Source organism: Dactylosporangium aurantiacum (assembly GCF_000716715.1).
In the GTDB taxonomy this organism is placed as follows: domain Bacteria; phylum Actinomycetota; class Actinomycetes; order Mycobacteriales; family Micromonosporaceae; genus Dactylosporangium; species Dactylosporangium aurantiacum.
In genome coordinates this window covers 201718-226870 of the sequence record NZ_JNYJ01000001.1, presented here as the reverse complement: position 1 = coordinate 226870, position 25153 = coordinate 201718, and the positions used below count along the sequence as shown (strand labels likewise).

Genomic DNA, 25153 nt, shown 5'->3' with positions numbered 1-25153 from the left:
CGCCGGCCGGCGGTCAGTCGGTCAGCGCCGAGTAGATGAGCTGGCGCAGCTGCGGGCGGATCGGGTGGGTGCTGGACGGCAGCAGCTGCGTGTAGAACGCGACGGTGAGCCGCTCGGCGGGGTCGACCCAGAAGGCGGTGCTGGCCGCGCCGCCCCAGTAGTACGTGCCCGGGGTGCCCGGGGTGCGGGCCGGCACCGGGTCGCGGACCACGGCGAAGCCGAGCCCGAAGCCGACCCCCTCGAACGTGGTCTCGGCGAACCCGCCGGTCTGCAGCCGGTCCAGGTCGACGCCGCCGGGCAGGTGGTTGCGGGTCATGAACCGCACTGTCCGGCTGCTCAGCAGCCGCTCCCCGGCGCCGTCGGCGCCTGCGCCGCCGCGCAGCAGCATCGCGGTGAACCGGTGGTAGTCCGCGGCGGTGGAGATGAGCCCGCCGCCGCCGGACTGCAGCACCGGCTCCTGCAGCGCGTGCTGCCCGATCGGGTCGAACCGGGTCGCGCCGCCGCCGGTGGGGCTCGGCACGTACAGCGCGGCGAGCCGCTTCGCCTCGTCGCCGGCCGGGTCCACCCACCAGCGGGTGTCGGTCATGCCGAGCGGCTCGAAGATCCTGGTGCGGAAGAAGTCGCCGAGCGTCTGCCCGGACACCACCTCGACGAGCCGGCCGAGGACGTCGGTGGACACCCCGTAGCCCCAGCTGCGGCCCGGCTGGAACAGCAGCGGCAGCGCCGCCCAGTCACGGCACGCCTGCGCCAGGTCGGCGCCGGCCTTCGGGTAGATGTCGTAGCCGGCCTTGCGGTACAGCGCGTCGACCACGGAGGTCTGCAGGAACCCGTACGTGAGGCCGGAGGTGTGCGTGAGCAGGTGCCACACCCGGATCGGCTCGGCCGCCGGCACGGTGAACGGCTGCCCGGCCGAGCCGCGGTCATACACCTGCGGCGCCGCGAACTCGGGCAGCCACCGGCTGATCGGGTCGGTCAGCTCGAACCGGCCCTCCTCCCACAGCATCATCGCCGCGACCGAGGTGACCGGCTTCGTCATCGAATAGATGCGCCACAGGGTATCGGGCTCGACCGGCAGCCCGGCCTCCAGGTCACGCATGCCGCAGGTCGAGGCGTGCGCGACCCGGCCGTCGCGGCTGACGACGAGCTGCCAGCCGGCGAGCCGGCCGTCCTCGACATACCGGGAGAAGTGCGCGTCCAGGCCGGCCAGGCGCCTGCCGTCGAATCCGACCCGCTCCGGCGCGACCTCACGTTCGATGCTCACGCCCGGCAGCCTAAACGCGCGCTCAGGCTTGCGGAAGCGTCAGGACACGGCCAGCTGCTCGGCCCCGGCGACGACCCGGTCGACGAACCCGTAGTCGACGGCCTCCTGCGCGGTGAACCAGCGGTCCCGGTCGGAGTCCGCCTCGATCTGCTCGTAGGTCTGGCCGGTGTGCTCGGCGATGAGCCGCTGCATGGTCTGCTTCGTGAACAGCATCTGCTCGGCCTGGATCGCGATGTCGGACGCGGTGCCGCCGATGCCGCCGGACGGCTGGTGCATCATCACCCGCGAGTGCGGCAGCGCGTACCGCTTGCCGGGGGTGCCGGCGCTGAGCAGGAACTGCCCCATGGACGCGGCCATGCCCATCACGACCGTCGACACGTCGTTGGGCACGAACCGCATCGTGTCGTAGATGGCCAGGCCGGCGCTGATGACACCGCCCGGGGAGTTGATCCAGAAGTTGATGTCCTTCTCGTGGTCCTCGGCGGCGAGCAGGATCAGCTGCGCGCAGATGCGGTTGGCGCTCTCGTCGTTGACCTCGCTGCCGAGCACGATGATGCGCTTGGCGAGCAGTCGGTCGAAGACGGCGCTGTCGAAGGGGATCTGCGGGTCGGTCATGTGCGCGTCCTTTCCCGGGGCTTTGTTCGACCGTATTGACCGCACCCCGGAAAAGGATCCCCGGTTCGCTGTGAGCGTGTTCGCTCTCAGCGTGCCCGGCGCCGCTCACCCTCCCGGGGTCAGCGCTCCTGCCGCAGGATCGGCCGCAGCGTGTCCAGCACCGACGGGTCCTCGATCGTGGACGGCACCGCCGGGTCGCCGCCGCCGGCGATGCCGCGCATCGTGCCGCGCAGGATCTTGCCGGAGCGGGTCTTCGGCAGCGCCGGCACGACCCGCACCGTGCGCAGCGCCGCGACTGCGCCGATGCGCTCCCGCACCAGCGCGACGAGCTGCTGCTCCACGACGTCGGCGGCGGTGTCCACGCCCGCCTTCAGCACCACGAACCCGCGCGGCACCTGCCCCTTGAGCTCGTCGTCGACGCCGATCACGGCGCACTCGGCGACGGCCGGGTGGGCGGCCAGGACCTCCTCCATCGCACCCGTGGACAGCCGGTGCCCGGCGACGTTGATGACGTCGTCGGTGCGGCCCATCACGTACAGGTAGCCGTCCTCGTCGAACCGGCCGCCGTCGCCGGTCAGGTACACGCCGGGGAACGCCGACAGGTACGACGCGACGAACCGCTCGTCGTCCTGCCACAGCGTCGGCAGGCAGCCGGGCGGCAGCGGCAGGCCGATGACGATCGCGCCGTCGACGCCGGGCGGGGCGGGCGTGCCGTCGGGCAGCAGGACCCGCACGTCGAACCCCGGCACCGGCACCGACGGCGAGCCCGGTTTCGTCGGCATCGGCTCCAGGCCGCGCAGGTTCGCCGCGACCGGCCAGCCGGTCTCGGTCTGCCACCAGTGGTCGACGACGGGCACCCCCAGGGTCTGCCCGGCCCACTCGTACGTCTGCGGGTCGAGCCGCTCCCCGGCGAGGAACAGGGTCCGCAGCGTGCCGGTGTCGTGCCGCGCGGCGAGCCGGCCCTCCGGGTCCTCCTTGCGGATCGCGCGGATCGCGGTCGGCGCCGTGAACAGGGCGGTCACCTTGTGCTGCTCGACCACCCGGAAGAACGCCCCGGCGTCCGGGGTGCCGACCGGCTTGCCCTCGTACAGCACCGTCGTGGCGCCGGCCAGCAGCGGCCCGTACACGATGTAGGAGTGGCCGACGACCCATCCGACGTCCGACGCCGCCCAGAACACGTCGCCGGCACCGGTCGCGTACACGTTGGCCATGGACCAGGTCAGGGCGACCGCGTGGCCGCCGTTGTCGCGCACGACGCCCTTCGGCCGGCCCGTCGTGCCGGACGTGTACAGGATGTACAGCGGGTCGGTGGCGGCCACCGGTACACACGCCGCGTCCGCCGCGCCGTCCAGCGCGTCCGCCCAGGTGAGGTCCCCCGGGGCGAGCTCGCCGGGCGCCTGCTCACGCTGCAGGATCACCCGGTGCGCGGGCCGGTGCGCGGCCTCGGCGAGCGCGGCGTCCAGCAGCGGCTTGTACGCCACCACCCGGCTGCCCTCGATCCCGCACGACGTCGCCACCACCACCTTCGGCCGGGCGTCGTCGATGCGGGCGGCGAGCTCCTTCGGCCCGAACCCGCCGAACACCACGGAGTGCACGGCGCCCAGGCGGGCACACGCGAGCATCGTGATCACGGCCTCCGGCACCATCGCCATGTAGACGACGACCCGGTCACCCCGCTCGACGCCGAGCCGGCGCAGCGCCCCCGCGCACCTGGCGACCTCGTCCCGCAGCCGCCGGAAGCTGTACGTGCGCAGCGTCGCGGTCACCGGGCTGTCGTAGATGAGCGCGGTGTCCTCCCCGCGCCCGGCGGCCACGTGCCGGTCCAGGGCGTTGTGGCAGGTGTTGAGCTCCGCGTCCGGGAACCAGCGGTAGAACGGCGGGCGGTCGCCGTCCAGCACCCGCGTCGGCATGCGCGTCCAGTCGACCGCCGCGGCGGCGTCCCGCCAGAACCGGTCCGGGTCGGTCAGGCTGCGCTCGTACGTGTCGCGATATGCGCCCATCCGTCGATGCTTACACCGCAGCGCCCGCGCTGGCCAGGCCCGCCGGGGCTTTGTCGAGGGCGGCCCCGATCGCGGCCATGAGCGCCCGCGCCGCCTCCTCCGTCAGCTCCACCGCGACCCGCGCCGCCGGCCCCTGCGCCGGGTCGGCGAAGTCGATGTTCAGCGTGTGCCCGAACGGCGCGTGATGCGGGTGGTCGACGTAGACCGCGGCCCGGGTCACCGCGAACCAGCCGTCCGGCCCCTTCGCGCTGCCCTCGATCTCGACGGTCTCGGTGTCGTACGTGCACATGCTCAGACCTCCAGTCGCTTGCCGCCGAGGTGCCGGTCGAAGAACGCGAAGATGCGCCGCCACCCGTCGACGGCCGCCTGGGGCCGGTAGCCGGGCCGGTCGGTGGCGAAGAAGCCGTGCCCGGCCCCCGCGTAGCTGTGCCGCTCGAACTGCTTGCCGTGCCCCTCGAGGATCGCCGCGAGCCGGTCCACCTCCTCGGGCGCCGGGTTCTGGTCGTCGTCGCCGAACAGCCCCAGCACCGGGCATCCCAGGTCACCGAGCCGGTCCTTGATGGACGTCATCTTCAGCCCGCTGGCCGCCGGCGGCGGCTCCAACGCGAACGCCCCGTAGCAGTCGACGGCCGCGTCCAGCGGCAGCGCGGTCGCCACCAGCAGCGCCTGCCGCCCACCCGAGCAGTGCCCGATGACCCCCACCTTGCCGTTGTGCCCGTCCAGCGCCCGCAGCGCGCCGGCCGCCGTCCGCACGTCGCCGATGATCTGCTCGTCGGGGATGCCACCCTGCCCCCGCACGAACGCCGACGCGTCGTCGGGCGACGCCCCGGGCGCCTCCCGCCAGAACAGGTTGGGGCAGATCGCGAGGTACCCGTTGGCCGCGAAGCGCCGCACCATCTCCTTGGTCGCCTCGTCGTACCCGGGCAGGTGGTGGATGACCACCACGCCGGGGAACCGCCGCTCGCCCTGCCCGGCGTCGAGCGGCCACGCCTGGTAGGCCTGGATCTTCTCGTCCCCGATGTACACCGTCTCGGCGCGGATCGCATCAGACATGGCTCTCACGCTACTGCCGCCGGTGACACCCCCGTCCCCGGACACCGTCCCCACCACCCCCGCCGACCGGCCACCGGTGCCCCGGCCGGCGGGACCGTCCTGGCGTCGGTCGGTCCGATGAGCGGCGCGGGCCGGTGGTTCGAGCAGCGAACCCATCGGACACGGGTGACCAGCTCCGCGGGCGGCGGGACCTGCCCCCGTGAGCAGCGCCGGCCCGGCGCCACCTCGCTGCGGGCAAGCCTCCCGGGCCGCGGGGCCGTGCGCATCGTGGGGGCCGGGTGGCGGGGGCGCGGACCTCCGCGACCTTTGACCAGCGCGACTCCCGGCAGCGGCACTGGCCCGCCCGACCCGGCGGGCGCAGCCGCACTGACGCGATCCCGGCCAGCACGCCCGGGCGGCCCCGCGACGCGAGCCCAGCCGACGCATCCCCGGGGGCTTCGGACCACGCGGGTCGCGCCCCGGCAGCACGGCGGCGGCGGGCACGGCGGCGGAGCTCCGGCGGGTTTGCGAACACGACCCATGCGAACCCGACCGAAGCGAGCCGAGCACGCCCGGCCAAGGCGCCCTGGCGACGCGAGCCCGACCACGCGAGCCCTGCCCACGCGAGCCCGACCCACGCGAGCCCGACCGACGCAAGCCCAGCCGACGCGAGCCAGACCGACCAAAGCTGCCTGACGACGCGAGCCCGACCCACGCGAGCCCGACCCACGCGAGCCCGACCCACGCGAGCCCGACCCACGCGAGCCCGACCGACCAAGGCGGCCCAGCCGACGCGAGCCCAGCCGACGCGAGCCCAGCCGACGCGAGCCCAGCCGACGCGAGCCCGACCGACGCGAGCCCGACCACGCGAGCCCTACCCACGCAAGCCCGACCGACCAATGCGGCCCAGCCGACGCGAGCACGACCGACGCGAGCCCGGCCGACGCGAGCCCGACCGACCGAGGCGGCCTGGCGACGCGAGCCCGACCACGCGAGCCCTGCCCACGCGAGCCCGACCGACCAAGGCGGCCCAGCCGACGCGAGCACGACCGACGCGAGCCCGATCGACCGAGGCGGCCTGGCGACGCGAGCACGACCGACCAAGGCGGACCAGCGACGCCAGCCCGGCCGGCCCGAGCCCAGCGACGCATCGCGGGCGGCTCCGGGCCGAGCGGGGGCGGGCCCCGGCGAGGTGGCGGGGCGTGGCGTGGCGTGGACGAAGCTCCGGCGGGTTACTGCCGGCCGGGCTCCAGGCGGCGCAGGGCGAGGCGGGCGAGGCCGATCAGGGCGACCACCTGCAGCAGCAGGATGAGCACGGAACGCCACCAGGCGCCGGTGGTGTGGTCCCAGAGGCTGTCCTCGAACGGGATCATCTTCGTCAGGTCGACGGTGGAGGCGCCGGCCGCGAGACCCCAGCGGGTCGGGAAGAGCCACGCGATCTGCTGCAGGACCTTCTCGCCCTCCAGCTCGAACAGGCCGCCGGACAGGACCAGCTGGGCCATCACGACCACGACCAGGACCGGGGTGGTCTGCTCGGTGGTCTTGGCCAGGGCGCTGACGAGCAGGCCGAAGGCCATCGAGGCGAGGGCGACGAGGGCAACCGGGATGCTGATCTCCAGCAGCCAGTGCTCCTTGAAGATCAGGGGGTCCTTCGGCGGGTTCTTGCCCAGCAGGGCCAGCCAGGTGAACAGGGCCGTCTGCCCCAGGATGATGACCGAGAACACGAACACCTTCGACGCCAGGTACGCCCCGGCGGACAGGCCGACGGCACGCTCCCGCTTGTAGATGGTCGCCTCGTTGACGATCTCGCGGATCGCGGCGGCGGTGCCGAGGAACGCGGCGCCGACGGCGAGCACGACGAGCAGCCGCTGCGCCTCGAGGCTGAACTTCGTCAGGCCGGGCGCCAGGCCGTTTTCCCCGGGGACGGTGCGGGTCAGCAGCGCGAGGGCGAGCGGCAGGCCGACGGTGAACAGGGTCAGGCCCCGGTCGGCGCCGATGACCCAGAACATGCGCAGGCACAGAGTGAGGAACTGCCGCACCGGCGCCGCCGGGTGCAGCGCCCGGCTGCGCAGCGACGCCCCGCCGAGCTTGACCCGCGCCCGCCCGACCGCCCGCGCGGGCTTGCCGGTGTCGCCCCCGGAACCGGGCGCCGCCGAGCCCGCCGCGTCCGGAGCGCCCGGAGCGCCCGGAGCGGCGGTGGGGGCCGCCGCGGGCCGGGCCGGCATCGCCTGCTCGGCGGTCTCGGACTCCGGCGCCGGCGCGCCCGCCGGCAGCACCGTCGTCGCCGCCCCGGCACCAGCCGCAGCCGCACCCCCGGCAGCAGGCAGCGCCCCAGCAGCACCGGCCGGTGCCTCGCCGGCGGCCGGAGCCCCGGCGGCAGCACCAGCGGCGGCGGGAGCCGCGTCCGCCGGGTCGCGCGGCATCGGCACCGTGACCCGCTCCACCACGGCCGGCTTCGGCAGCGGCGCCTCGGCGATCTGCTCGGTCACATACCGCGTGTACAGCGCGGAGCTGCGATACGCCCGGTGCCAGTGCTCCGCGTTGGCGGTCACCTCGCGGAACACCTCGGCGTAGTCCTCGGCGCCGAAGAAGGACAGCAGCTCGCCGGGCGGGCCGAAGTAGCCCATCCGGCCGCCGACGGTGAGGACGAGGACCCGGTCGCACAGGTCGAGGTGCATCACGTTGTGCGTCACGACGGCCACGGTGCGGCCCTTGTCGGCGAGGTCGCGCAGCTCCTCCATGACCTCCTTGTCCAGGGCCGGGTCCAGGCCGGAGGTCGGCTCGTCGAGGAACAGCAGCGACGGCTCGGTGAGCAGCTCCAGGGCGACGGAGACCCGCTTGCGCTGGCCGCCGGAGAGCTTGTCGATGCGCATCTTGGCGCGCTCGGTGAGGTTGAGCGTGCGCAGCACCTCGGCGACGCGCAGCCGGCGCTCCTTGCGCGGCACGTCGTCGGCGAAGCGCAGCGCGGCGGCGAAGCGCAGCGCCCGGCGGACGGTGAGCTGGCGGTGCAGCACGTCGTCCTGGGGGACCATGCCGATGCGGTAGCGCAGCTCGGCATAGTCGGCGTAGAGGTCGCGGCCGTCGTAGCGCACGGTGCCCTGGCTGGCGGGGCGCAGCCCGGCGACGGCCTTGACGAGGGTCGACTTGCCGCAGCCGGAGGGCCCGATGACGGCTAGCAGGCTGCCCTCGGTCAGGGCGAAGCTGACGTCGTCGAGCAGGATCGCGTCCTTGATCCGCACGGTGAGGTCGTCGGCGATGAGGGACGACGGGCCGGCGTCCTCGAACTCGTGCAGCCGCATCCCGTCGAAGATGAACTCGTGCCGGCCGATCGAGATCATGTCGCCGGGCTGCATGGCCTGGCGGGTGACCTGCCTGCCGTTGTGGAACGTGCCGTTGCGGCTGCCGAGGTCCACCACCTCGTAGCCGGTCGGGGTGCGGCGCAGCTCGGCGTGGTGGCGGGAGGTGCGCAGGTCGGCCAGGACGATGTCGTTGTCGGGGCCGCGGCCGAGCCGGATCAGCGCGCCCGCGGTGTGCAGCGCCGCCTCCCGCGACGCGGGCGGCGCGGCGGCCGGGCCGGGAGCCGGGGCGGGGGTCGCCGGCGGCCGCGGCACCTCCTCGGTGATCGTGACGACCTTGAACCGGACGGCGGGGCCGTCGGCGGCGCCGAGGTGCACCGATCCCCCGTCGACGGCGGCGACGAACGCGGCCTTCTCCCCGTCGACGTAGGTGCCGTTGCGGCTGCCGAGGTCGCGCAGGAACCACCCGTCGTCGTTCCAGATGACCTCGGCGTGCCGGCGGGAGATGAGGGTGCCCTCGACCACCAGGTCGTTGGCGGCGTCGCGGCCGATGGTAACGGTGTCGTCGGGCCGCACCAGCGACCGTGCCTCGCCGGACGGGCCGGCGACGGTCACTTCGAGCACGGTGATCTCACGGGTCACGGTCTGCTGGTCGATGCTCGCCACGGGCATCATCATGCCGCCCACGTACGACAGAAAACAGCGGGGGAAGTCCCCGGCGAGGTTTTTGTATCAGGAAGCCGACGGCCCGTCTCTTCTTTGCAGACCACGTGAGGAGGAGCCATGGCACCAGCGGACGCCCGTGCGGAGCAGTGGCGGTCGCGACGCGCCCGCCGGCTCGCCGGGCTGGGGTGGGTGCGTCGTGAGGACCGCGCGGACGGCACGCCGGTGCGGTTCGTCGCCGACGAGCTGCTGGTGCTCGACGACCACTTCGCCACCGCTCGTCAGGCGTTCGCGGAGCAGGGCTTCACCGCCCGGGACATCGTGGAGGAGGGGGATGTCCCGGACGGGTTCCGGCGGGTGCGGCTGCCCGGTCTGGACGTCGCGCGCGCCGCGCGGCGGGTGCGCGTCCAGGCCGAGGCGGCCGGTGACACCAGGGTGGCCGCCGGGCCGAATCACGTGTTCGTGTCGACGCCGTTCGAGCACGCGGGGCCCTACGGGCCGCCGCGGCCGGCGGCGCCGGGGCACCTCACGGTCCGTGACCGTGAGGTGCCGGAGGTCGAGGTGCTCGTGCTGGACACGGCGGTGTGGCTGGACAGCCCGCTGCCCAAGGACCGGTATGTCGCCGAAGACCTCGGACCGGGCGCGGACGCCGGCGTCGACGAGGACGCCGTCCGCGACGGCGACGTCGGGCACGCCAACTTCGTCGCCGGGGTGCTGCTGACCAGGTCGCCGCGGGTGCGGCCGAGGGTGATGGGGATTGTCGACACGTTCGGGGTATGCCGTGAGACCGACCTGATCGCCGGTCTCGGGCAGGCGTACGACCATCAGATCATCAACCTGTCGCTGGGCGGTTACACGCTCGACGACCGGCCGCCACCGCTGCTGACCGCGGCACTGTCCGGGCTGCTGGGCAGCGGCGACCGGGTGCTGGTCGCCGCTGCCGGCAACGACGGCCAGCACGACCGGCCGTTCTGGCCGGCCGCGTTCGCCGGCACCAGCGTGTCGTGGCGGCGGCGGGTCATCGCCGTCGCGGCGCACGACGGGCGGCGCATCAGCGGCTGGAGCAACACCGGCACGTGGATCACGCTCGCGGCGCCGGGGGCCGACGTCACGAGCACGTTCGTGCACCAGGACGGGTTCGAGGACGGCTGGGCGACGTGGAGCGGCACGTCGTTCGCGGCGCCGTTCGTCGCCGCGGCGATCGCCGACGCGCTGCCGGGGGCCGGTTCGGCCCGGCTGGCGGCGGAGGAGGTCATCGCCGGCGCGTCGCGCCGGTACGGCCGCTACGCGGGACTGGCGTGATCACCGTGCACCGCCCGGACCAGCGAAGCCACACCAGGGGGAGGGGGGTGACGGGGTGCGGCACGCGAGTCGCCGCATCCCGTCTCCCGGCAGCCACGGTGATAGCCTTCGAGACCATGGCTGAGCCTGAAAACGCCGCGGTCCTGAGGGCGGCCGCCGCCGGCGACCAGAAGGCTTGGGAGTCCATCGTGGACAGATATGCCAACCTTGTCTGGTCGGTCGCGCGCAGCTTCCAGCTCGGCCAGTCCGACGCCTCCGACGTGAGCCAGGCGACCTGGCTGCGCCTGGTCGAGCACATCGCGGACGTCCGCGACCCGGACAAGCTCGGCTCGTGGCTGGCCACCACCGCCCGCCGGGAGGCCCTGGCCCTGCTGCGCCGCGGCGGGCGCGACGTGCCGGCGGGCGCGGCCACCGACTTCGTCGGCATCATCGGCGGGGCCCTGGCCGGCGACGACGAGGAGCCCGACGCCGGTGTCCTGCGCGACGAGCGCGACGCGGCGCTGTGGCACGAGTTCCGCGCGCTGTCGGGCCCCTGCCAGCAGCTGCTGCGGGTGCTCATCGCCGATCCCCCGCCGAGCTACGCCGAGGTGTCGGCGGCGCTCGACGTGCCGGTCGGCAGCATCGGACCGACCCGGCAGCGCTGCCTCGGCGCGCTGCGACGCAGATTGGGTTCGACATGACGTTCTGGGCTGGGCCGACCCGATGATCGGGGAGGAAGCAGTGCTGAGGGCATTGCGCGACATCGCGGGCCGGCGCGACCCGGTGCCGGAGGCCGTCCTGTCCGCGGCGCGGGCCAGCATCGCCTGGCGCGACCCGGACGCGGCCCTCGCGAGGCTCACCGCCGACTCCGCCGCGCATCGGCTCGTCGCGGTCCGCGGCGGCGGCTCGCCGCGGCTGCTCTCGTTCTTCGGCGGCTCGCTGACGATCGACGTGCAGGCCACGACCCGCGAGGGCGGGGTCGAGATGGTCGGCGAGGTGTCCCCGCCGGTGCCGGCGCGGGTGGTGCTGGAGTCCCCCGGCGGCAGCCAGGAGACCGACGTCGACGACGAGGGCCGGTTCCGGTTCCAGGGCGTCGTGGCGGGGTCCGTCCGGCTGCGGTGCGAGCCCGCCGGCGGGGCGGCCGTCCACACCGAATGGGTCCTGCTGTAACAGGTGCGATTCGCCACGAGACGGACACTTCCGGCGGTACCCTGCAAGGCATGCCGATCGATCACGTGCAGATCGTGTCCATCCCGGTGAGCGACCAGGACCGGGCACGCGACTTCTACGTCAACGCACTGGACTGGGAGCTGGTGAGCGACAACGACACCGGCGACCGCCGGTGGGTCGAGGTGGCGCCCAGGCACGGCCAGACCGCGTTCACGCTCGTCACCTGGTTCGAGACGATGCCGGCCGGCTCGCTGCGCGGCATTGTGCTGGACACCGACGACATCGAGAAGACCTACGAGGAGCTGTCGGAGCGCGGCATCATCTTCGACGGGCCGATCGAGGAAGGGCCGTTCTCGCGGGTCACGAGCTTCTCCGACCCCGACGGCAACACCTTCGTGCTGCACCAGCTCTACCAACCTCGCACGAGGGTACTAAGCTACCCGCCGGCAGGGTCGTAGCGCAGAGGTCGTCGCGCCGGCACAGCACGCTGGAGGACGTCGGTTCGATTCCGACCGGCTCTGCCCTCATCGACCGCGCGCCGCCGCCGCGCGGCTATGCTGCAGCGCGGTGGGCCGTAGCGCAGAGGTCGACGCACCGCTTTGCCAGAGCGGAGGACGCCGGTTCGATTCCGGCCGGTCCACCAAACGGTCCACGCACCTACGGCTTGCGCGCAGGGGCTAGGCTCTGCCGGTGCCTCGTCTGGACCCCTCCGACGTCGCGGCCTGCCTCCGTGTGCTCGCCGCGCTCAACGGCGCGGATGACGACGACCCGTCGGCGCGGCAGGTGCGTGAGGCGGTCGTCAGCGCGTACAAGAGCCACAAGAAGCTGCGCAAGACGGCCAGGCGCACCGCGACCGGCGCCCACGACCTGCGGCTGCTGACCGGCGCCGGCAGCGACGACGGCCGGGGCGGGCCGCCCGAGGACGCGACGCTGCTGCGGGCCCGGCGCTGTTACGTGTGCAAGCAGCACTACCGCACCGTCAACCGCGCGTATCCGCTCATGTGCCAGCCGTGCTCGACCGGCAACACGGCCCGCCGCACCGCCCGCTGCGACCTGCGCGGCCGGCGCGCCCTCGTCACCGGCGGCCGGATCAAGATCGGCTTCCAGACCGCGTTGAAGCTGCTGCGCGACGGCGCCGACGTCATCGTCACCACCCGCTTCCCGCACGACGCCGCCCGCCGCTTCGCCGCCGAGACCGACTTCGCCGAGTGGCAGGGCCGGCTGCGGGTGCACGGCGTGGACTTCCTGGACCTGCCCGCCGTCGTCGGGCTCGTCGACGCGGTCACCGAGCGCTGGGACCACCTCGACATCCTCGTCAACAACGCGGCGCAGACGATCTCCCGGCCGCACGAGTACCACCGCGCCCTGCGCGCCGCCGAGCGGCGGGCCCTGCCGGCGCCGGTGCCGGTGGTCCCGGCGACGCAGGTCCCCGCACCACGCTCCACAGTGGACTACTTCCCGCTCGGCCTGGTCGACGAGACCGGCGAGCCGCTCGACCTGCGCCCCGTCAACAGCTGGGTGCTGCACCTGCACGAGGTCACCCCGCGGGAGTGGATGGAGGTGCAGGTGGTCAACGCGTTCGTGCCGTTCCTGCTCACCGCCCGGCTGCGCCCGCTGATGCTCGCCTCGCCGCACCCCGACCGGTACGTGGTGAACGTGTCGGCCATGGAGGGCAGCTTCAGCCGGCGCAACAAGACCAGCCGGCACCCGCACACGAACATGGCCAAGGCCGGCCTGAACATGCTGACCCGGACCATCGCCGAGGACTACGCCCGCGACGGCATCCACGTCACCAGCGTCGACACCGGCTGGGTCACCGACGAGCGACCGCAGGGCACGAAGGAGGCCTTCCACGAGGCCGGGTTCCGGGTGCCGCTGGACGTCGTCGACGGCGCCGCCCGGGTGTACGACCCGATCGTGCGCGGCGTGCACGGCGACCGGATCTCCGGCGTCTTCCTGAAGGACTACCAGGTGGTGCAGTGGTAGAGCACACTCCCGAGATCGCGTGCCCGGTCCTGGCGGTGCCGGCGGTCGCGCCGGCCGACCTCGCCGACCTGTCGCCGCTGCTGCGGCGGCTCACCGACCCGGAGCCGGTCCGCGGCACCGAACGGTTCCCGCTCGGCACGCTGCAGCCCGACGGCCGGGTCGACCTGTGCAAGCAGGGGCTCGGACCGGCCGGCGTCACCCAGGTCCTGGACCGGGTCGTCGGCTCGCCGCACGCGGTGCACCTGCTGCTGGGCACCAACGGTCTCGGCGCCACCGGCACCGCCGCGCTCGCGTCCGGGCTGCCGCGCGGGCACCGGGTCGAGACGCTGTACCTCGGCTGCAACGCCATCGACGCGGCCGGCGCGGCGCCGCTGTTCGAGCGGCTCGCCGCCGACGACCGGGTGCGGGCGCTGTGGCTGAAACGCAACCCGCTCGGCGACGAGGGGGTGGCCGCGCTCGCCGCGACACTGCGGCGCAACACCACCATCGACACCGTCGACCTGGTCAACACGGGCCTGACCGTCGCCGGGCTGGAGACGCTCGTCGAGGCGCTCGCCGCCCGGCCGGCCCCGGTGACCCGGGTGTTCCTCGGCGGCAACGGCCTCGGCCCGTCCGCGGGTCCGCTGCTGGCCCGGCTGGTGCGCGACGCCGGGGTGCGCGGGCTGTTCCTGGCCGCGAACCGGCTCGGCGACGACGGCGTCGGCCCCGTCGTCGACGCCCTGCACGCGCCCGGCAGCACCCTCGGCCTCGGCGGCAACGGCCTGTCCCCGGCGACCGTCGCCGCCGTCGCCGGCCACCTGCCGCTGCTGGACAGCCTCGACCTGAGCCGGCCGCAGTCGCTGCGGGTGCTCGGCGCCGCCGACAACGTGGTCGGCGACGACGGTGCCGCGCTGCTCGCCGCGGCGCTGCCCGGCACCCGGCTGCGCCGGCTCGACCTGCGCCACACCGGCGTCGGCGGGCGCGGCGCCAAGGCGCTGCTCGCGGCGCTGCCCTCCACCGACCTGACCCGTCTCGCGCTCGGCCCGGACGTGCCGCGCCGCGTGAAACGGGCCATCAGCGCGCTGCTCCCGCCGGCCGACGCCGGACCGGGCAGCGAGATCGTGAGCGTGTACCGGTGACGACACTGACCCGCGCCGGCGCCGGCAACTGGGCCCGGGTCCGGCGCTGGGCGACACCCCCGTCGATGATCCTGGCCGCGACGCGGGCCCGGCTCGCCGGCGACTGGCGGGCCGCCTGCGCCGCCGCGAACGTCGACGTGGACGCCGCCGCCGTGGACCGCGGCGACTTCGCGCCGTTCTCCGACGACCTGGCCCACTTCGCCCCCGACCTGCTGCGCTGGCACCTGCCCCGCAAACCGGGCCGCGGCGACACCCACCTCGACGCCCGGCAGGTCGTCCAGCTCGCCGGCACCGCCGACGGCCCGTCGCTGTACGTCGGCGGTACCCGCGTCGGCTTCGGCTCGCAGCGGCTGCGCCTGTTCGTCACCGCCGAACCCCTCGACCCGGACGCGTGGGACGACTGGGAATGGGACGACGGGCCCCGCCCCTTCCACGCCATGCACGACTACCGCGACCGCCGGCACCTGTGGGACGCCCGGGCGTCCGGTGCGCTGCTGGCCGGCTGCGGCTGGACCCACCTGCCGTTCTTCGACCCGGCCGGCAACCCGCTGCCGGAGCGGGCGTGGGGGCGCGCCGAGCGGATCCTGGCCCTGCACGACGCGGGGCGGCACCGCGAGGCGTGGCAGGCGGCCGGCGCCGACGTCCCGGCCCCGCCGCAGCCACCGAACAACTGGACCGAACGGATCCTGCGGCAGCACTGGCAGGGGTTCCTCGGCGAGCACGCCGCCGTCGTGGACGCCGCCCGGAAGAAGGCCGGCGCCGCCGGCGGCGCGCAGGTCGGGCTGCCGTTCGGCTGGAGCCACGTCGTGCGGCTCACCGGGTTCGACGGCGGGCGGCTGACCGGCGAATGGGTGCCGACCGGCTACCGGGACCGCGACGCCGACTGGCACCTCGACCCGGCGCCCTACCAGCGGCCGATCGACGGCGAGCTGCTCCGCGCCGGCGCGCTGCCCGTCACCGCGCTGCACCCGCTCGTGCACGCCGCGTTCTTCCCCGAGGCGCCGCCGCTGCTGCCGCGGGCGACGCCCCCACCGGCACCCGAGGCCCGGCTGCGCTGCCGCGGCGGTGCGTGGCACCACGTGCGGATGACCGGCGGACGGTTCGAGATCCCGCACGACGACGACGAGCGGCGCCGTGAGGAGGCTCTGGTCGCGCTCGGTGGTCAGGTGTACGGGTGCCTCGCCGCCGAACGCCGCTGGCGCGAGCCCGGCTCGACGCTCCCCCGCGCCCTGCACGAGCTGCGCCGCGACCTCATGCTGCGGGCCCAGCACGGCGACTTGGCGGGGGTGCTGGAGCTGCTCGACGCCGGCGTCGACCCGCACGCCCGCGACCCGCACGGCCGGACGCTGCTGCACCACCTCGGCGGTCTGCTGGCCGGCCCCGGCGACCTGCCGCTGCTGGACCGGCTCCTCGCCGCCGGCCTGGACGTCGACGCCCGGGACCGGCGCGGCATGACCCCGCTGCAGGCGCTGGTGAACGAGACCGGCCCCGCGTTCGTCGCCCGGGCGCTGCTGGACGCCGGCGCCGACCCGGACACCGTCGACGACCAGGGCGTGTCCCTCGCCGACACCCTGGACCGCTACGGCGGGACCGAGCTGGCGTTCCTGCGCCCGCCCGACGCGTGAACGCCGGTTTCCGGGTGACCAGGCAGCTGCGCGCGTGGCGGCGGCTGCGGCAGTTCGCGGTGCCCCGCTGGATGATCGGGCGGGCCACCGAGCGCCGGCTCGCCGGGGACTGGCGCGGCGCCTGCGACGCGGCCGGCGTCGACGTCGCCCTCGACCCGGCCCGGATCCGGCGGGAGCACGGCGCCGAGGTCGCCGCGGCCGTCGAGGACGACCTGCGCCACCTCGCCCCGGACCTGCTGCGCTGGCACCTGCTGCGGCCCGTGCCCGACCCGCCGGTGGTGCGGGCGGGGGTGCCGCTGGCCGTACACGGGCGGCAGGCGCTGCAGGTGCGTCCCCGGCACCCCGGCACGCCGAGCCGGCGCCTGGAGCTGGTGTTCGCCGGGCTCGACGACGCCGGTCCGCTGGGCGCGCTGCACGGCCTGGAGCACGCCCGGGAACGGTGGGACAGCCGGCACGCCGGTGCGCTGCTGGAGCGCTGCGGCGGGTACGACGGGCACCTGCCGGGCTTCACCGCGACCGGCGAGCGGCTGCCCGAGCCGGCGTGGACCGCCGCGGAGCGGGTGCTCGCCGCCCAGGACACCGGCGACTGGGCGGCCGCGTGGAGCCTCGCCGGTTTCGACGTGGAGCCGCTGCGGGCGCTGGTCGAGCAGCGGTCGTGGATCAGGTCGTCCCTACGCGACGCCCGCGTCGACCTGACCCGGGTGCGGGCCGCGGTGGCCGCCCGCGGCGACCGGATCCGGGTCCGGCTCGGCTCGACCACCGGCACCTGGCTGACCGTCGACCCGGACCTGCGGGTCTCCCACGGCGGCGGCGACCGGCCGTCGCCGGACCTGCCGGTGGTCCTCGTCGAGCGGCCGGTGGACTTCGACCTCGTCCGGCACCGGCTGCTGCCGCTGGAGGACCTGCACCCCCTCGTCGGCGACGCGCTCTTCCCCGGTCTCGCCGGACTCTTCGACGGCCCGCCCGACGCGGTCCCGGACATGTCGCCGGTCCGGGTGCGCTGCCAGGGCGTCTGGCACGTCCTCGGCGACGGCCACCACACCGCCGAGGAGCTCCGCCGGGAGCTGGCCCTGCACGCGCTCGGCGGCGCGCCGCTGCGCGGGTGTTTCGCCGCCCATGCCGGGTGGCGCGGCCCCCAGGGGTGGACCCCGAAGGCGTTGCGGCTGCGCCGGCGCGACGTCGTCGAGCACGCGGTCAACGGTGACGGGCCGGCGCTCGCCGCGTGGCTGGACGCCGGGCTCGACCCGCACCTGCGGGACCGCTCCGGCCGGACGCTGCTGCACCTGCTCGCGTGGCTGCCGCAGCCGGAGCCGGTGGTGGCGCGGCTGCGGCACGCCGGGCTCGACCCGCAGGCGCGCGACGGGGGCGGGCGGTCGCCGCTGTGGCACGCCGTCACCGCCGGGGGGACACCGCAGGCGGTCCAGGCGCTGCTGAGCCTGGGGGCCGACCCGGCCGACCTGCCGTGACCGGTGGCTGCCGCGGCGGGGCCGTTGCGGGACTGTCTCGGTGGTGCCTGACCTGGCGTTGCTGAGGGCGCTGTCCTGAGGCCGGGAATCGGGTCGGGAAATGTCGTACCTGACGGCTACCGTGTCGCGCATGACCGCAGAACCCACGGCGCTGACCTTGCTCGCCGCGGCCGACGAGCTGCTCGCCGCGACCCGTTCGACCCGCGTGGAGCGTCGCGACAACACGCAGCTGGAGGCGCTCGCCCTCGCCGTGTCCGCCAACCTGCCGGTGCTGCTGTGGGGCGAGCCCGGCATCGGCAAGTCCTCGGCGCTGCAGCAGCTGGCCGACCGGCTCGAGGTGCCGATGGAGACGGTCATCGCCAGCATCCACGAGCCGTCCGACTTCGCCGGCCTGCCCGTCGTCGGCGACGACCCGGCGACCCAGGGCGTGCCGATGGCACCGCCGGACTGGGCGGTCCGGCTGGCGAAGCGCGGCTACGGGCTGGTGTTCTTCGACGAGCTGTCCTCGGCGCCGCCGGCCGTGCAGGCGGCGCTGCTGCGGGTGGTCCTGGAGCGGCGCGTCGGCAGCCTCGAGCTGCCGCCCGCGGTGCGGGTCGTCGCGGCGGCCAACCCGCCGTCCAGCGCCGCCGACGGCTGGCACCTCAGCCCGCCGCTGGCCAACCGGTTCGTCCACCTGCACTGGACGCACGATCCGGCGGTCGTCGCCCGCGGCCTCGCCGGCACCTGGCCGACCGCCGACATCCCCCGCGTCGACCCGAGGAAGTCGGCGTCGGCTCTGGCGCGGGCCCGGGGCACGCTGTCGGGGTTCCTCACCGCCCGGCCAGGCCTGGCGCACCACCTGCCCGCCGACGCCGAGGCCCGCGGCGGGGCGTGGCCGTCGCCGCGCACGTGGGAGATGGCGTTGCGGCTGCTGACGTTCGGCATGGCCAGCGACGCGACCCGGCCCGCCCTGTCCACGGCGCTCATCGGCGCGATCGGCGACGGCGCCGGCCTGGAGCTGGTCAACTACCTCGACGAGCTCGACCTGCCCGACCCCAACCGGGTCCTGGCCAACCCCGACGCGTTCCAGCTGCCGACGCGCGGCGACCGGCAGCTGGCGTTCCTGACCGCGATCGTGTCCGCCGTGCAGAGCAACACGACCCGCGAGCGGTGGGAGGCCGGCTGGACCGTGCTGGGCAAGGCCGTCGAGGCCGGCGTCCCTGACGTGGCGGCCCGGGCCGCCGCCGACCTGGCCGCGATGCGCCAGCCGGCGTGGCCGGTGCCGGCGACGATCGACGCGTTCATCGACATTCTCAGCCTGTCCGGTGCCCTGCGGTGACAGGTCTGCCCGCTGAGGCGGTCCCGGCCGACGGTCCACCGGCGACCGCCGCGATGGCGGAGGCTGCGGCGGCGGACGTCGCGGCGGCGGCTGCGGCGGCGGAGGCTGCACCGGTGGAGGTCGAGGCCGCGGGGGTCGAGGCCGCGGAGGTCGTGCCGGCGGGGCGGGCGTTGGACCGCACGAAGCTGCTCGCGGCGCGGTACCGGGCGGCGATGCTGCGGCCCTACCTGGCCACGGCGCTCTACGCGCTGTCGGTCGTGCCGAGCCGGCACCTGTCGACGATGGGCGTCGACCGGCGGTGGCGGCTGTATGTCTCGCCGGAGTTCGTCGACCGGCACGCCGTCGAGGAGCTCGCCGGGGTGTGGATCCACGAGGTGGCGCACCTGCTGCGCGACCACCACGGCCGCGCCGAGCGGCTGCCGGCCGCCGACCGCACCGACCACCTGCGGGTCAACCTCGCCCAGGACTGCGAGATCAACGACGACCTCGTCGCCGACCGGCTGACCCTGCCGGCGTCGCGGGTGGAGCCGTCGACGTTCGGGCTGCCGGACGGGCGGCTGTTCGAGGAGTACCTGGCCGGGATCCCGCACACCCACGCACATCCGGTGCAGTGCGGGTCCGGCGCGCACGGCCTGCCCGTCCGCGGCGAGATCGGCGACGACGCAGGTCCGGCCGTCCGTGACGTGGAGGCGGTCGCGATCCGCCGGCAGACCGCCGACGCGATCCGCGCCCATGTCCGGTCCCGGGGCACGGTGCCCGCCGGCTGGCAGCGCTGGGCCGACGAGATCGCCGAGCCCGTCGTCGACTGGCGCCGCCTGCTGACCGGCGCGCTGCGCCAGGCGGTCGCGTGGGCCAGCGGGGCGGTCGACTACACGTACGCGCGCCCGGGGCGCCGCACCGGCGCCATGCGCGGCGTGGTCCTGCCGAGCCTGCGCCGGCCGCTGCCGCGGGTCGCGGTCATCGTCGACACGTCCGGCTCGATGGGCACCGACGACCTGGCCGCCGCCCTGAGCGAGGTGACCGGCGTCCTGCGGACCGTCGGCATCCGCGGCAACCGGGTCACGGTCGTGGCCTGCGACGCCGACGTGCACGCCGTGACCCGCGTGGTGAAGACGGAGCAGGTGGAGCTCGGCGGTGGCGGCGGCACCGACATGCGCGTCGGTATCGCCGCGGCGCTGCGCTCCCCGGACCGTCCGCAGATCGTGGTCGTCCTCACCGACGGGTACACCCCGTGGCCGGACGAGCCGACCTCCTGCCGGCTCGTCGCGGGACTGATCGGGGCCGACCCGCCGCAGCCGCCCGCCTGGGTCGAGTCCGTCCACATCACCCCGGCGGCCACGTAGGCGGCCCACACCCCGGCACCGCCACCTCGGCGCACGACGTCACAGGAACGGGCAGGGCGCTCGCGACGGGCGGCAGGAGGCGGTCCGGCGGCGAGGGTGACGCAGCGGAAGGGCGGCACGGCGGGGGGCGAGCTGATTGGGCGGGATGGACGACGCGACGACTTTCGGAGACTGTGCGGGGGCGGCGCGCCTACCTACCGTGAGTCACATGGCAGAACACGAGCTGGGGCTCACGCGCGCCGACCGGTGGCTGATCTGGGTGGGGTTCCCCCTGGTCGGGCTCGCCGCGGGGTGGGGGCTGCCGGTGCTGGCGCGGTGGCTGCTGCGGCTGCCGTGGGTGCCGTTCGGTGGGCCGGTGCGGCTCATCGCGGCGCTCGACGGTGGGTTCGGGCGGGTGGCGCTGATCGGGGCGGGGCTGCTGCTCGGTCTCGTGCTCGCGTTCCTCGCCGTGCACGAGACGCTGCGGGTCACGGTCGCCGGCACGGGGCTGCGGCTGCGGCTGGGCGACACCACGCGCACGGTGCCGCGGGGCGAGGTCACCGCCGTGTTCGTCGACGGGCGGCACCTCGTCGTGCTCGACCGGGAGTCGCGGCAGGTGGTCCGGGAGCGGCTGGAGGGCGCCGGCGACGCCCGCGTGGGCCGGGCGTTCCGGGCGCACGGGTATCCGTGGCTGGAGCGCGACCCGTACGCGGACCTGTTCCGGCGCTGGGTGCCCGACCTGCCGGACCTGCCGGGCTCCGTCAACGCGGTGCTCGCCGCGCGGGCGGTCGCCCTGACCAACAAGAGCCTCACCGACGCCGCCGAGCTGCGCGACGAGGTGCAGAGGCTCGGGTACACGGTCCGCGACGACGGCACCACCCAGCACTGGCGACCGTTGGTGCGCTCATGAGCCCGCCCGCCCGCAGCACCCACGCCGGCCCGGGCCACGCCGACGCCCCGGCGGTCGGCGGCGCGACGGTTGACGGCACGCCCGCCTGCGGCGCGGCGACCACCGATCCGGCCACGGCCGGCGGTGCGGCGTCCGACACGGCCCGCGGTGCGGCGTCCGACACGGCCCGCGGTGCCGCGTCAGATACGGCCCGCGGTGCCGGTTCGGGCACGGCAGCCGGGGCCGGTGGCACCGCCACCGCGGCGGTGGGCGGAGGTGCGTCCGGGAGCCGGGCGCGGAACCTGGCGGTCGACGTCAGCGTGTTCGTCATCTCCGCGTTGACGATGGTCGTGGCGGCCTCGTCCGGGCTGGACAACGGCACCCTCAGTGAGGAGCGGCTGCTGCTGTCGGCCGCCGTGGCGGTGCCGGCGCTGGTGCTCATGTGGTGGCGGCGGCGGTGGCCGGTACATGTGGCGCTGCTGCTGCTCGTCCCGGCGGCGTTGACCGACTTCGTGGGTGGGGCGACGACGATCGCCGTGTTCACGGTGGCGGTGCACCGGCGGTTCCGGGTGGCGGTCGCCGTCGCGGCGGCGCACTTCGTCGTCGCCATCCCGTTGACGATCCGGTACCCGGACCCGGACCTGCGGGTCGTCGGCGCCAACACGGCGGCCCTCGCGATCCTGGCGATCGTCGTGGCGTGGGGGGTGACGGTGCGCACCAGGCGGGAGCTGATCGCGTCGCTGCGGGTGCGGGCGGTACGTGCCGAGGCCGAGGCACGGCAGCGCGCCGACCTGCTGCGGGGGCTGGAACGGGAGCGGATCGCCCGGGAGATGCACGACGTGCTCGCCCACCGGATCTCGCTCATCAGCCTGCACGCCGGGGCGCTGGAGATCCGCCGGGACCTGACCCGGGAGCAGGTGGCGCAGACCGGGGGCACGATCCGGGCCAGCGCGCACCAGGCGATGGAGGAGCTGCGGGAGATCCTCGGCGTGTTGCGTACCAGCGACGACGACGAGCTGCGGCCGCGGCTGGACCTGGCCGACCTCGACGAGCTGATCGACGAGGTGCGCCGCGCGGGCACCGTCGTCTACCTGGAGAACCGGCTCACGGGCGCCGTGGCGACGCTGCCGGCGGCGGTCAACCGGACCGCGTTCCGGCTGGTGCAGGAGGGCCTGACCAACGCCCGCAAGCATGCCCCGGGGGCGGCGGTCGCCGTGCGCCTGGACCGGACCGGCGGCGGTGAGCTGCACGTGTGGTTGCGCAACCGGCTGCCGGCCCACCCGGTGGGCCCGGCGCTGCCCGGCTCGCGGTCGGGGCTGGTCGGGCTCGCCGAGCGGGTCGCCCTGGCCGGCGGCCGGCTGGAGCACGGCCCGCGCCACGCCGAGCCCTGCCCGGCGCCGGGTCACGCCACCGGGCCCGGCGAGCCAGCCGCGGCGCGCCGGCCAGCGGGGACGCCGGCCCGGCCCGGCACGACGGCCCGGCCCGGCACGACGGCTCAGCCCGGCGCGGCGGTGCAGCACGCCGCGTCGGTCCAGCCGGGCGCTATGGTTCAGCCCGGCGCGGCGGTCCAGACCGGCGCGGCGGTCCAGCCCGGCGGGGCGCGGTGCGGTGAGGTCGGGTTCCATCTGGAGGCGTGGCTGCCGTGGCCGGAATGATCCGGGTGGTGGTCGTCGACGACGACGCGCTGGTGCGGGCGGGGCTGGCGATGGTGCTCGGCGGCGACCCGGGGCTGGAGCTCGTCGGCGAGGCCGGCGACGGCGCGGCGGCGGTCCGGGTGGTGCGGGCGAGCCGGCCCGACGTGGTGCTGATGGACATCCGGATGCCGCGGATGGACGGGCTCGCCGCGCTCGAGACGCTGCGGGCCGAGGGTGTGCCGGGGGCGGTGGTGGTGCTGACCACGTTCGACACGGACGAGCACGTGCTGCGGGCGTTGCGGCTGGGGGCGCACGGGTTCCTGCTGAAGGACACCCCGCCGCTGGCGATCCTCGACGCGGTGCGGCGGGTCGCGGCCGGCGAGCAGATGTTGTCGCCGTCGGTGGTCCGCCGCCTCGTCGCCCACGTCGTGCGGGACGACACGGCCGGGCGTCGTGCCGCCGCGGTGCGGGCGTTGACGGCGCTGACGCCGGCGGAGCTGAAGGTGGCCGAGTCGGTCGCCGAGGGACGGTCCAACGCCGAGATCAGCGCGGCGCTGCTGATGAGCGTGGCGACGGTGAAGACGTACGTGTCGCGGATCCTGACGAAGCTGGGCTGCACCAACCGGGTGCAGGTCGCGATCCTCGTCCACGAGAGCCGCACGGGCTGACCGCGGCCGGCGCCGCCGCCGGGACGGTGGGGGCCGGCTCAGCGGTGGTAGCGGTCGGCGATGAAACCCGGCGACGGGGCCTCGCCCGGCACCGGCAGGCCGACCGCGGTGTGCGCGCCGAAGCCGCGGCGCAGGGTGCGCACCTGCTCCTCCATGGCGGGGACACTGGTGCGGGCCTGCCGTTCCACGACGCGCTCGGCGAGGCGGCTGCCGAAGAACGTGCGCAGCCAGTACACGACGGCGACACTGCGCGGCACGAAGACCTTGCGGCGGCGGCGCTGCACGGCGTCGACGAACGCCTCGGCGCAGCGCTGCACCGAGGTGGTGGAGCCGAGCGGGGGCGGCAGCTTGCGCAGCGTCTCGCGGAACGTGGGCATGTCGTCCTGGGCGTCGCGCACGAGGTCGGTGTCGATCCAGGACGGGTGGGCGGTGCCGACCCGGACACCGTGGTGGGCGACCTCCAGGCGCAGGGCGTTGCCGAGGTGCTCCACGCCGGCCTTCGAGGCGCAGTACGGCACCATGCCGGGCAGCGCGGCGAACGACGCGGCGGACGCGACGATGAGCAGATAGCCACGGGACGCGATGAGGTGCGGCATGACGGCGGCGGCGGTGCGCAGGACGCCGATCAGGTTGACCTCGACGGTGCGGACCAGGGCCTCGACGTCGCCGGTCGCGACGGTGCCGCGGCTGGCGACGCCCGCGTTGGCGACGACGGCGTCGATGCGGCCGTGCGCGGCGACGGCACCGTCGACGGCGGCGGTGAGGCTCGCCTGGTCGGTGACGTCGCACAGGAACCAGGCGGCCCCGCCGAGCTCGGCGGCGAGGGCGGCGAGGCGGTCCGGCTCGAGCCCGACCAGGACGACCTTGGCCCCGCGGGCGGCGGCGAGGCGGGCGGTGTGCTCGCCGATGCCCCGCGCGGCGCCGGTGATCAGCACCACCTGACCGGTCAAGCTCTGCTGCACCGTGGGGCCTCCCGTCGGCGGTACCGTTCAGTACCAGGCAAACTAACACCCACGGACATTCTGGCGAAAGGCCAAGGCACGCGCATGACGAGTACGAGGACCGCCGAGGAGGTCCGGGAGGCGCTGACGGGCGGGCTGGCGGCGGCGATCGCCGAGAAGGGCTACGCGGCGACCACGATCGCCGACGTGGTCATGCACGCGCGGGTGTCGAAGCGCACGTTCTACGAGCACTTCACCGACAAGGAGGCGTGCCTCATGGCGCTGTACGAGCAGGGCTGCGTGCACCTGCTCGCCGTCGTCAGGAGCGCCGCCACCCGCGGCAGCAGCTGGAAGAGCATGATCAACGACGGGGTGAACGCGTACCTGAACGCCTTGGAGAGCATGCCGGCGGTGACCCGCACGCTGCTGGTGGAGATCCAGGCGGCCGGGCCGAAGGCGTACCGGTTGCGCCAGCAGATGCAGCGCCGGTTCGCCGATACGCTTGTAGAGGTGGTCGATGCGGCCCGCGCCGCGGACCCGGCCATCCCGAAGCTGTCACAGCTGCTGGCGATCGCCCTGGTGGGAGGGGTGCACGAGATGATGTTGCAGGTCTCCGACCCGTACACGGGCGCCGGGCCGTCGTTCACGTCGCTCGCTCCGGCGGTCGACGAGCTGGTGTACGCGATCCTCACGAATCCCTGGTCCGCCGGGATGGAATGATCGAGCGCGCTGAGGGGTTGCAAGCGTCAATCGCCTCACGTGCTTCGACCGCTCTGCTTGCTTGACTGTTCTGCTTGCTTGACTGTTCTGCTTGCGTTGACTGCTCCAGCTGCTTCACCTGCTCCGCTTGCTCCACCGCTCCGCTTGC

General features: G+C 75.0%; 21 protein-coding genes and 2 tRNA genes. 16 read left to right on the top strand and 7 right to left on the bottom strand.

The genetic code is table 11. From position 1 onward, the window contains the following. Window positions 1-13 precede the first annotated feature (13 nt). From OP18_RS01025 to OP18_RS51895, 6 genes are all read right to left on the bottom strand, one after another. The gene (locus tag OP18_RS01025) at window positions 14-1261 is read right to left on the bottom strand and encodes a serine hydrolase domain-containing protein (protein WP_033356708.1); all 1248 of its coding nucleotides are present in this window, start codon (window positions 1259-1261) and stop codon (window positions 14-16) included. Between the two features lie 39 nt (window positions 1262-1300). Continuing rightward, a complete protein-coding gene (locus OP18_RS01020) occupies window positions 1301-1876 on the bottom strand; it encodes an ATP-dependent Clp protease proteolytic subunit (RefSeq protein ID WP_033356707.1) in 576 nt (191 codons plus the stop codon). Window positions 1877-1995: 119 nt separating this feature from the next. After that, window positions 1996-3876 (bottom strand): propionyl-CoA synthetase, encoded by a 1881-nt coding sequence (locus tag OP18_RS01015; protein ID WP_033356706.1) that lies wholly within the window; start codon window positions 3874-3876, stop codon window positions 1996-1998. 10 nt (window positions 3877-3886) lie between these two features. Next, the gene (locus tag OP18_RS01010) at window positions 3887-4165 is read right to left on the bottom strand and encodes a DUF6295 family protein (protein WP_033356705.1); all 279 of its coding nucleotides are present in this window, start codon (window positions 4163-4165) and stop codon (window positions 3887-3889) included. 2 nt (window positions 4166-4167) lie between these two features. Then, a complete protein-coding gene (locus OP18_RS01005; RefSeq protein ID WP_033356704.1) occupies window positions 4168-4929 on the bottom strand; it encodes a dienelactone hydrolase family protein in 762 nt (253 codons plus the stop codon). 1211 nt (window positions 4930-6140) lie between these two features. After that, window positions 6141-8870: an FHA domain-containing protein gene (locus tag OP18_RS51895; RefSeq protein ID WP_162189728.1), complete on the bottom strand. Its 2730-nt coding sequence runs from the start codon at window positions 8868-8870 to the stop codon at window positions 6141-6143. Between the two features lie 117 nt (window positions 8871-8987). On the opposite strand from OP18_RS51895, the gene OP18_RS00995 reads away from it, so the two are divergent. From OP18_RS00995 to OP18_RS00930, 15 genes are all read left to right on the top strand, one after another. Beyond that, window positions 8988-10169 carry a S8 family peptidase gene (locus OP18_RS00995; RefSeq protein ID WP_033356703.1) on the top strand — a complete coding sequence of 394 codons (1182 nt, stop codon included), beginning with the start codon at window positions 8988-8990 and terminating at the stop codon, window positions 10167-10169. Between the two features lie 116 nt (window positions 10170-10285). Then, window positions 10286-10849, top strand: coding sequence for an RNA polymerase sigma factor (locus OP18_RS00990; RefSeq protein ID WP_033356702.1), 564 nt, complete (start codon window positions 10286-10288; stop codon window positions 10847-10849). A 40-nt stretch (window positions 10850-10889) separates the two neighbouring features. Then, the gene (locus OP18_RS00985; protein WP_156089216.1) at window positions 10890-11318 is read left to right on the top strand and encodes a hypothetical protein; all 429 of its coding nucleotides are present in this window, start codon (window positions 10890-10892) and stop codon (window positions 11316-11318) included. A 50-nt stretch (window positions 11319-11368) separates the two neighbouring features. Then, a complete protein-coding gene (locus tag OP18_RS54350; protein WP_063745395.1) occupies window positions 11369-11776 on the top strand; it encodes a VOC family protein in 408 nt (135 codons plus the stop codon). Further along, window positions 11767-11839, top strand: a tRNA-Ala gene (locus OP18_RS00980). The genes OP18_RS54350 and OP18_RS00980 overlap by 10 nt, the downstream gene beginning before the upstream one ends. A 48-nt stretch (window positions 11840-11887) precedes the next feature. Then, window positions 11888-11961, top strand: a tRNA-Gly gene (locus OP18_RS00975). Window positions 11962-12008: 47 nt separating this feature from the next. Next, window positions 12009-13304, top strand: coding sequence for an SDR family NAD(P)-dependent oxidoreductase (locus tag OP18_RS00970; protein ID WP_211273399.1), 1296 nt, complete (start codon window positions 12009-12011; stop codon window positions 13302-13304). After that, window positions 13298-14422 carry a leucine-rich repeat domain-containing protein gene (locus OP18_RS00965; RefSeq protein WP_033356700.1) on the top strand — a complete coding sequence of 375 codons (1125 nt, stop codon included), beginning with the start codon at window positions 13298-13300 and terminating at the stop codon, window positions 14420-14422. Before OP18_RS00970 ends, OP18_RS00965 begins: the two co-directional genes overlap by 7 nt. Continuing rightward, window positions 14419-16047: an ankyrin repeat domain-containing protein gene (locus tag OP18_RS00960; RefSeq protein ID WP_052386037.1), complete on the top strand. Its 1629-nt coding sequence runs from the start codon at window positions 14419-14421 to the stop codon at window positions 16045-16047. The genes OP18_RS00965 and OP18_RS00960 overlap by 4 nt, the downstream gene beginning before the upstream one ends. Window positions 16048-16061: 14 nt before the next feature. After that, window positions 16062-17513: an ankyrin repeat domain-containing protein gene (locus OP18_RS00955; RefSeq protein ID WP_156089215.1), complete on the top strand. Its 1452-nt coding sequence runs from the start codon at window positions 16062-16064 to the stop codon at window positions 17511-17513. A 130-nt stretch (window positions 17514-17643) separates the two neighbouring features. Next, window positions 17644-18831, top strand: a complete 1188-nt coding sequence (locus tag OP18_RS00950) for an AAA family ATPase (protein ID WP_033356699.1) — start codon at window positions 17644-17646, stop codon at window positions 18829-18831. 113 nt (window positions 18832-18944) lie between these two features. Next, window positions 18945-20174, top strand: coding sequence for a vWA domain-containing protein (locus OP18_RS00945; protein ID WP_245635212.1), 1230 nt, complete (start codon window positions 18945-18947; stop codon window positions 20172-20174). Between the two features lie 208 nt (window positions 20175-20382). Continuing rightward, on the top strand, window positions 20383-21063 hold the full coding sequence (locus OP18_RS00940) for a YqeB family protein (protein ID WP_033356698.1): 681 nt from the start codon (window positions 20383-20385) through the stop codon (window positions 21061-21063). Then, window positions 21060-22697, top strand: a complete 1638-nt coding sequence (locus tag OP18_RS00935; RefSeq protein ID WP_052386035.1) for a histidine kinase — start codon at window positions 21060-21062, stop codon at window positions 22695-22697. The genes OP18_RS00940 and OP18_RS00935 overlap by 4 nt, the downstream gene beginning before the upstream one ends. Continuing rightward, window positions 22694-23344 carry a response regulator gene (locus OP18_RS00930; protein ID WP_211273398.1) on the top strand — a complete coding sequence of 217 codons (651 nt, stop codon included), beginning with the start codon at window positions 22694-22696 and terminating at the stop codon, window positions 23342-23344. The genes OP18_RS00935 and OP18_RS00930 overlap by 4 nt, the downstream gene beginning before the upstream one ends. A 38-nt stretch (window positions 23345-23382) precedes the next feature. Here OP18_RS00930 and OP18_RS00925 read toward each other — a convergent pair whose 3' ends face one another. Continuing rightward, window positions 23383-24306 carry an SDR family oxidoreductase gene (locus OP18_RS00925; protein WP_052386034.1) on the bottom strand — a complete coding sequence of 308 codons (924 nt, stop codon included), beginning with the start codon at window positions 24304-24306 and terminating at the stop codon, window positions 23383-23385. A gap of 84 nt (window positions 24307-24390) precedes the next feature. Between OP18_RS00925 and OP18_RS00920 the strand changes: the two genes are divergently transcribed. After that, window positions 24391-25005 carry a TetR/AcrR family transcriptional regulator gene (locus OP18_RS00920; RefSeq protein WP_052386033.1) on the top strand — a complete coding sequence of 205 codons (615 nt, stop codon included), beginning with the start codon at window positions 24391-24393 and terminating at the stop codon, window positions 25003-25005. Window positions 25006-25153: the final 148 nt, after the last annotated feature.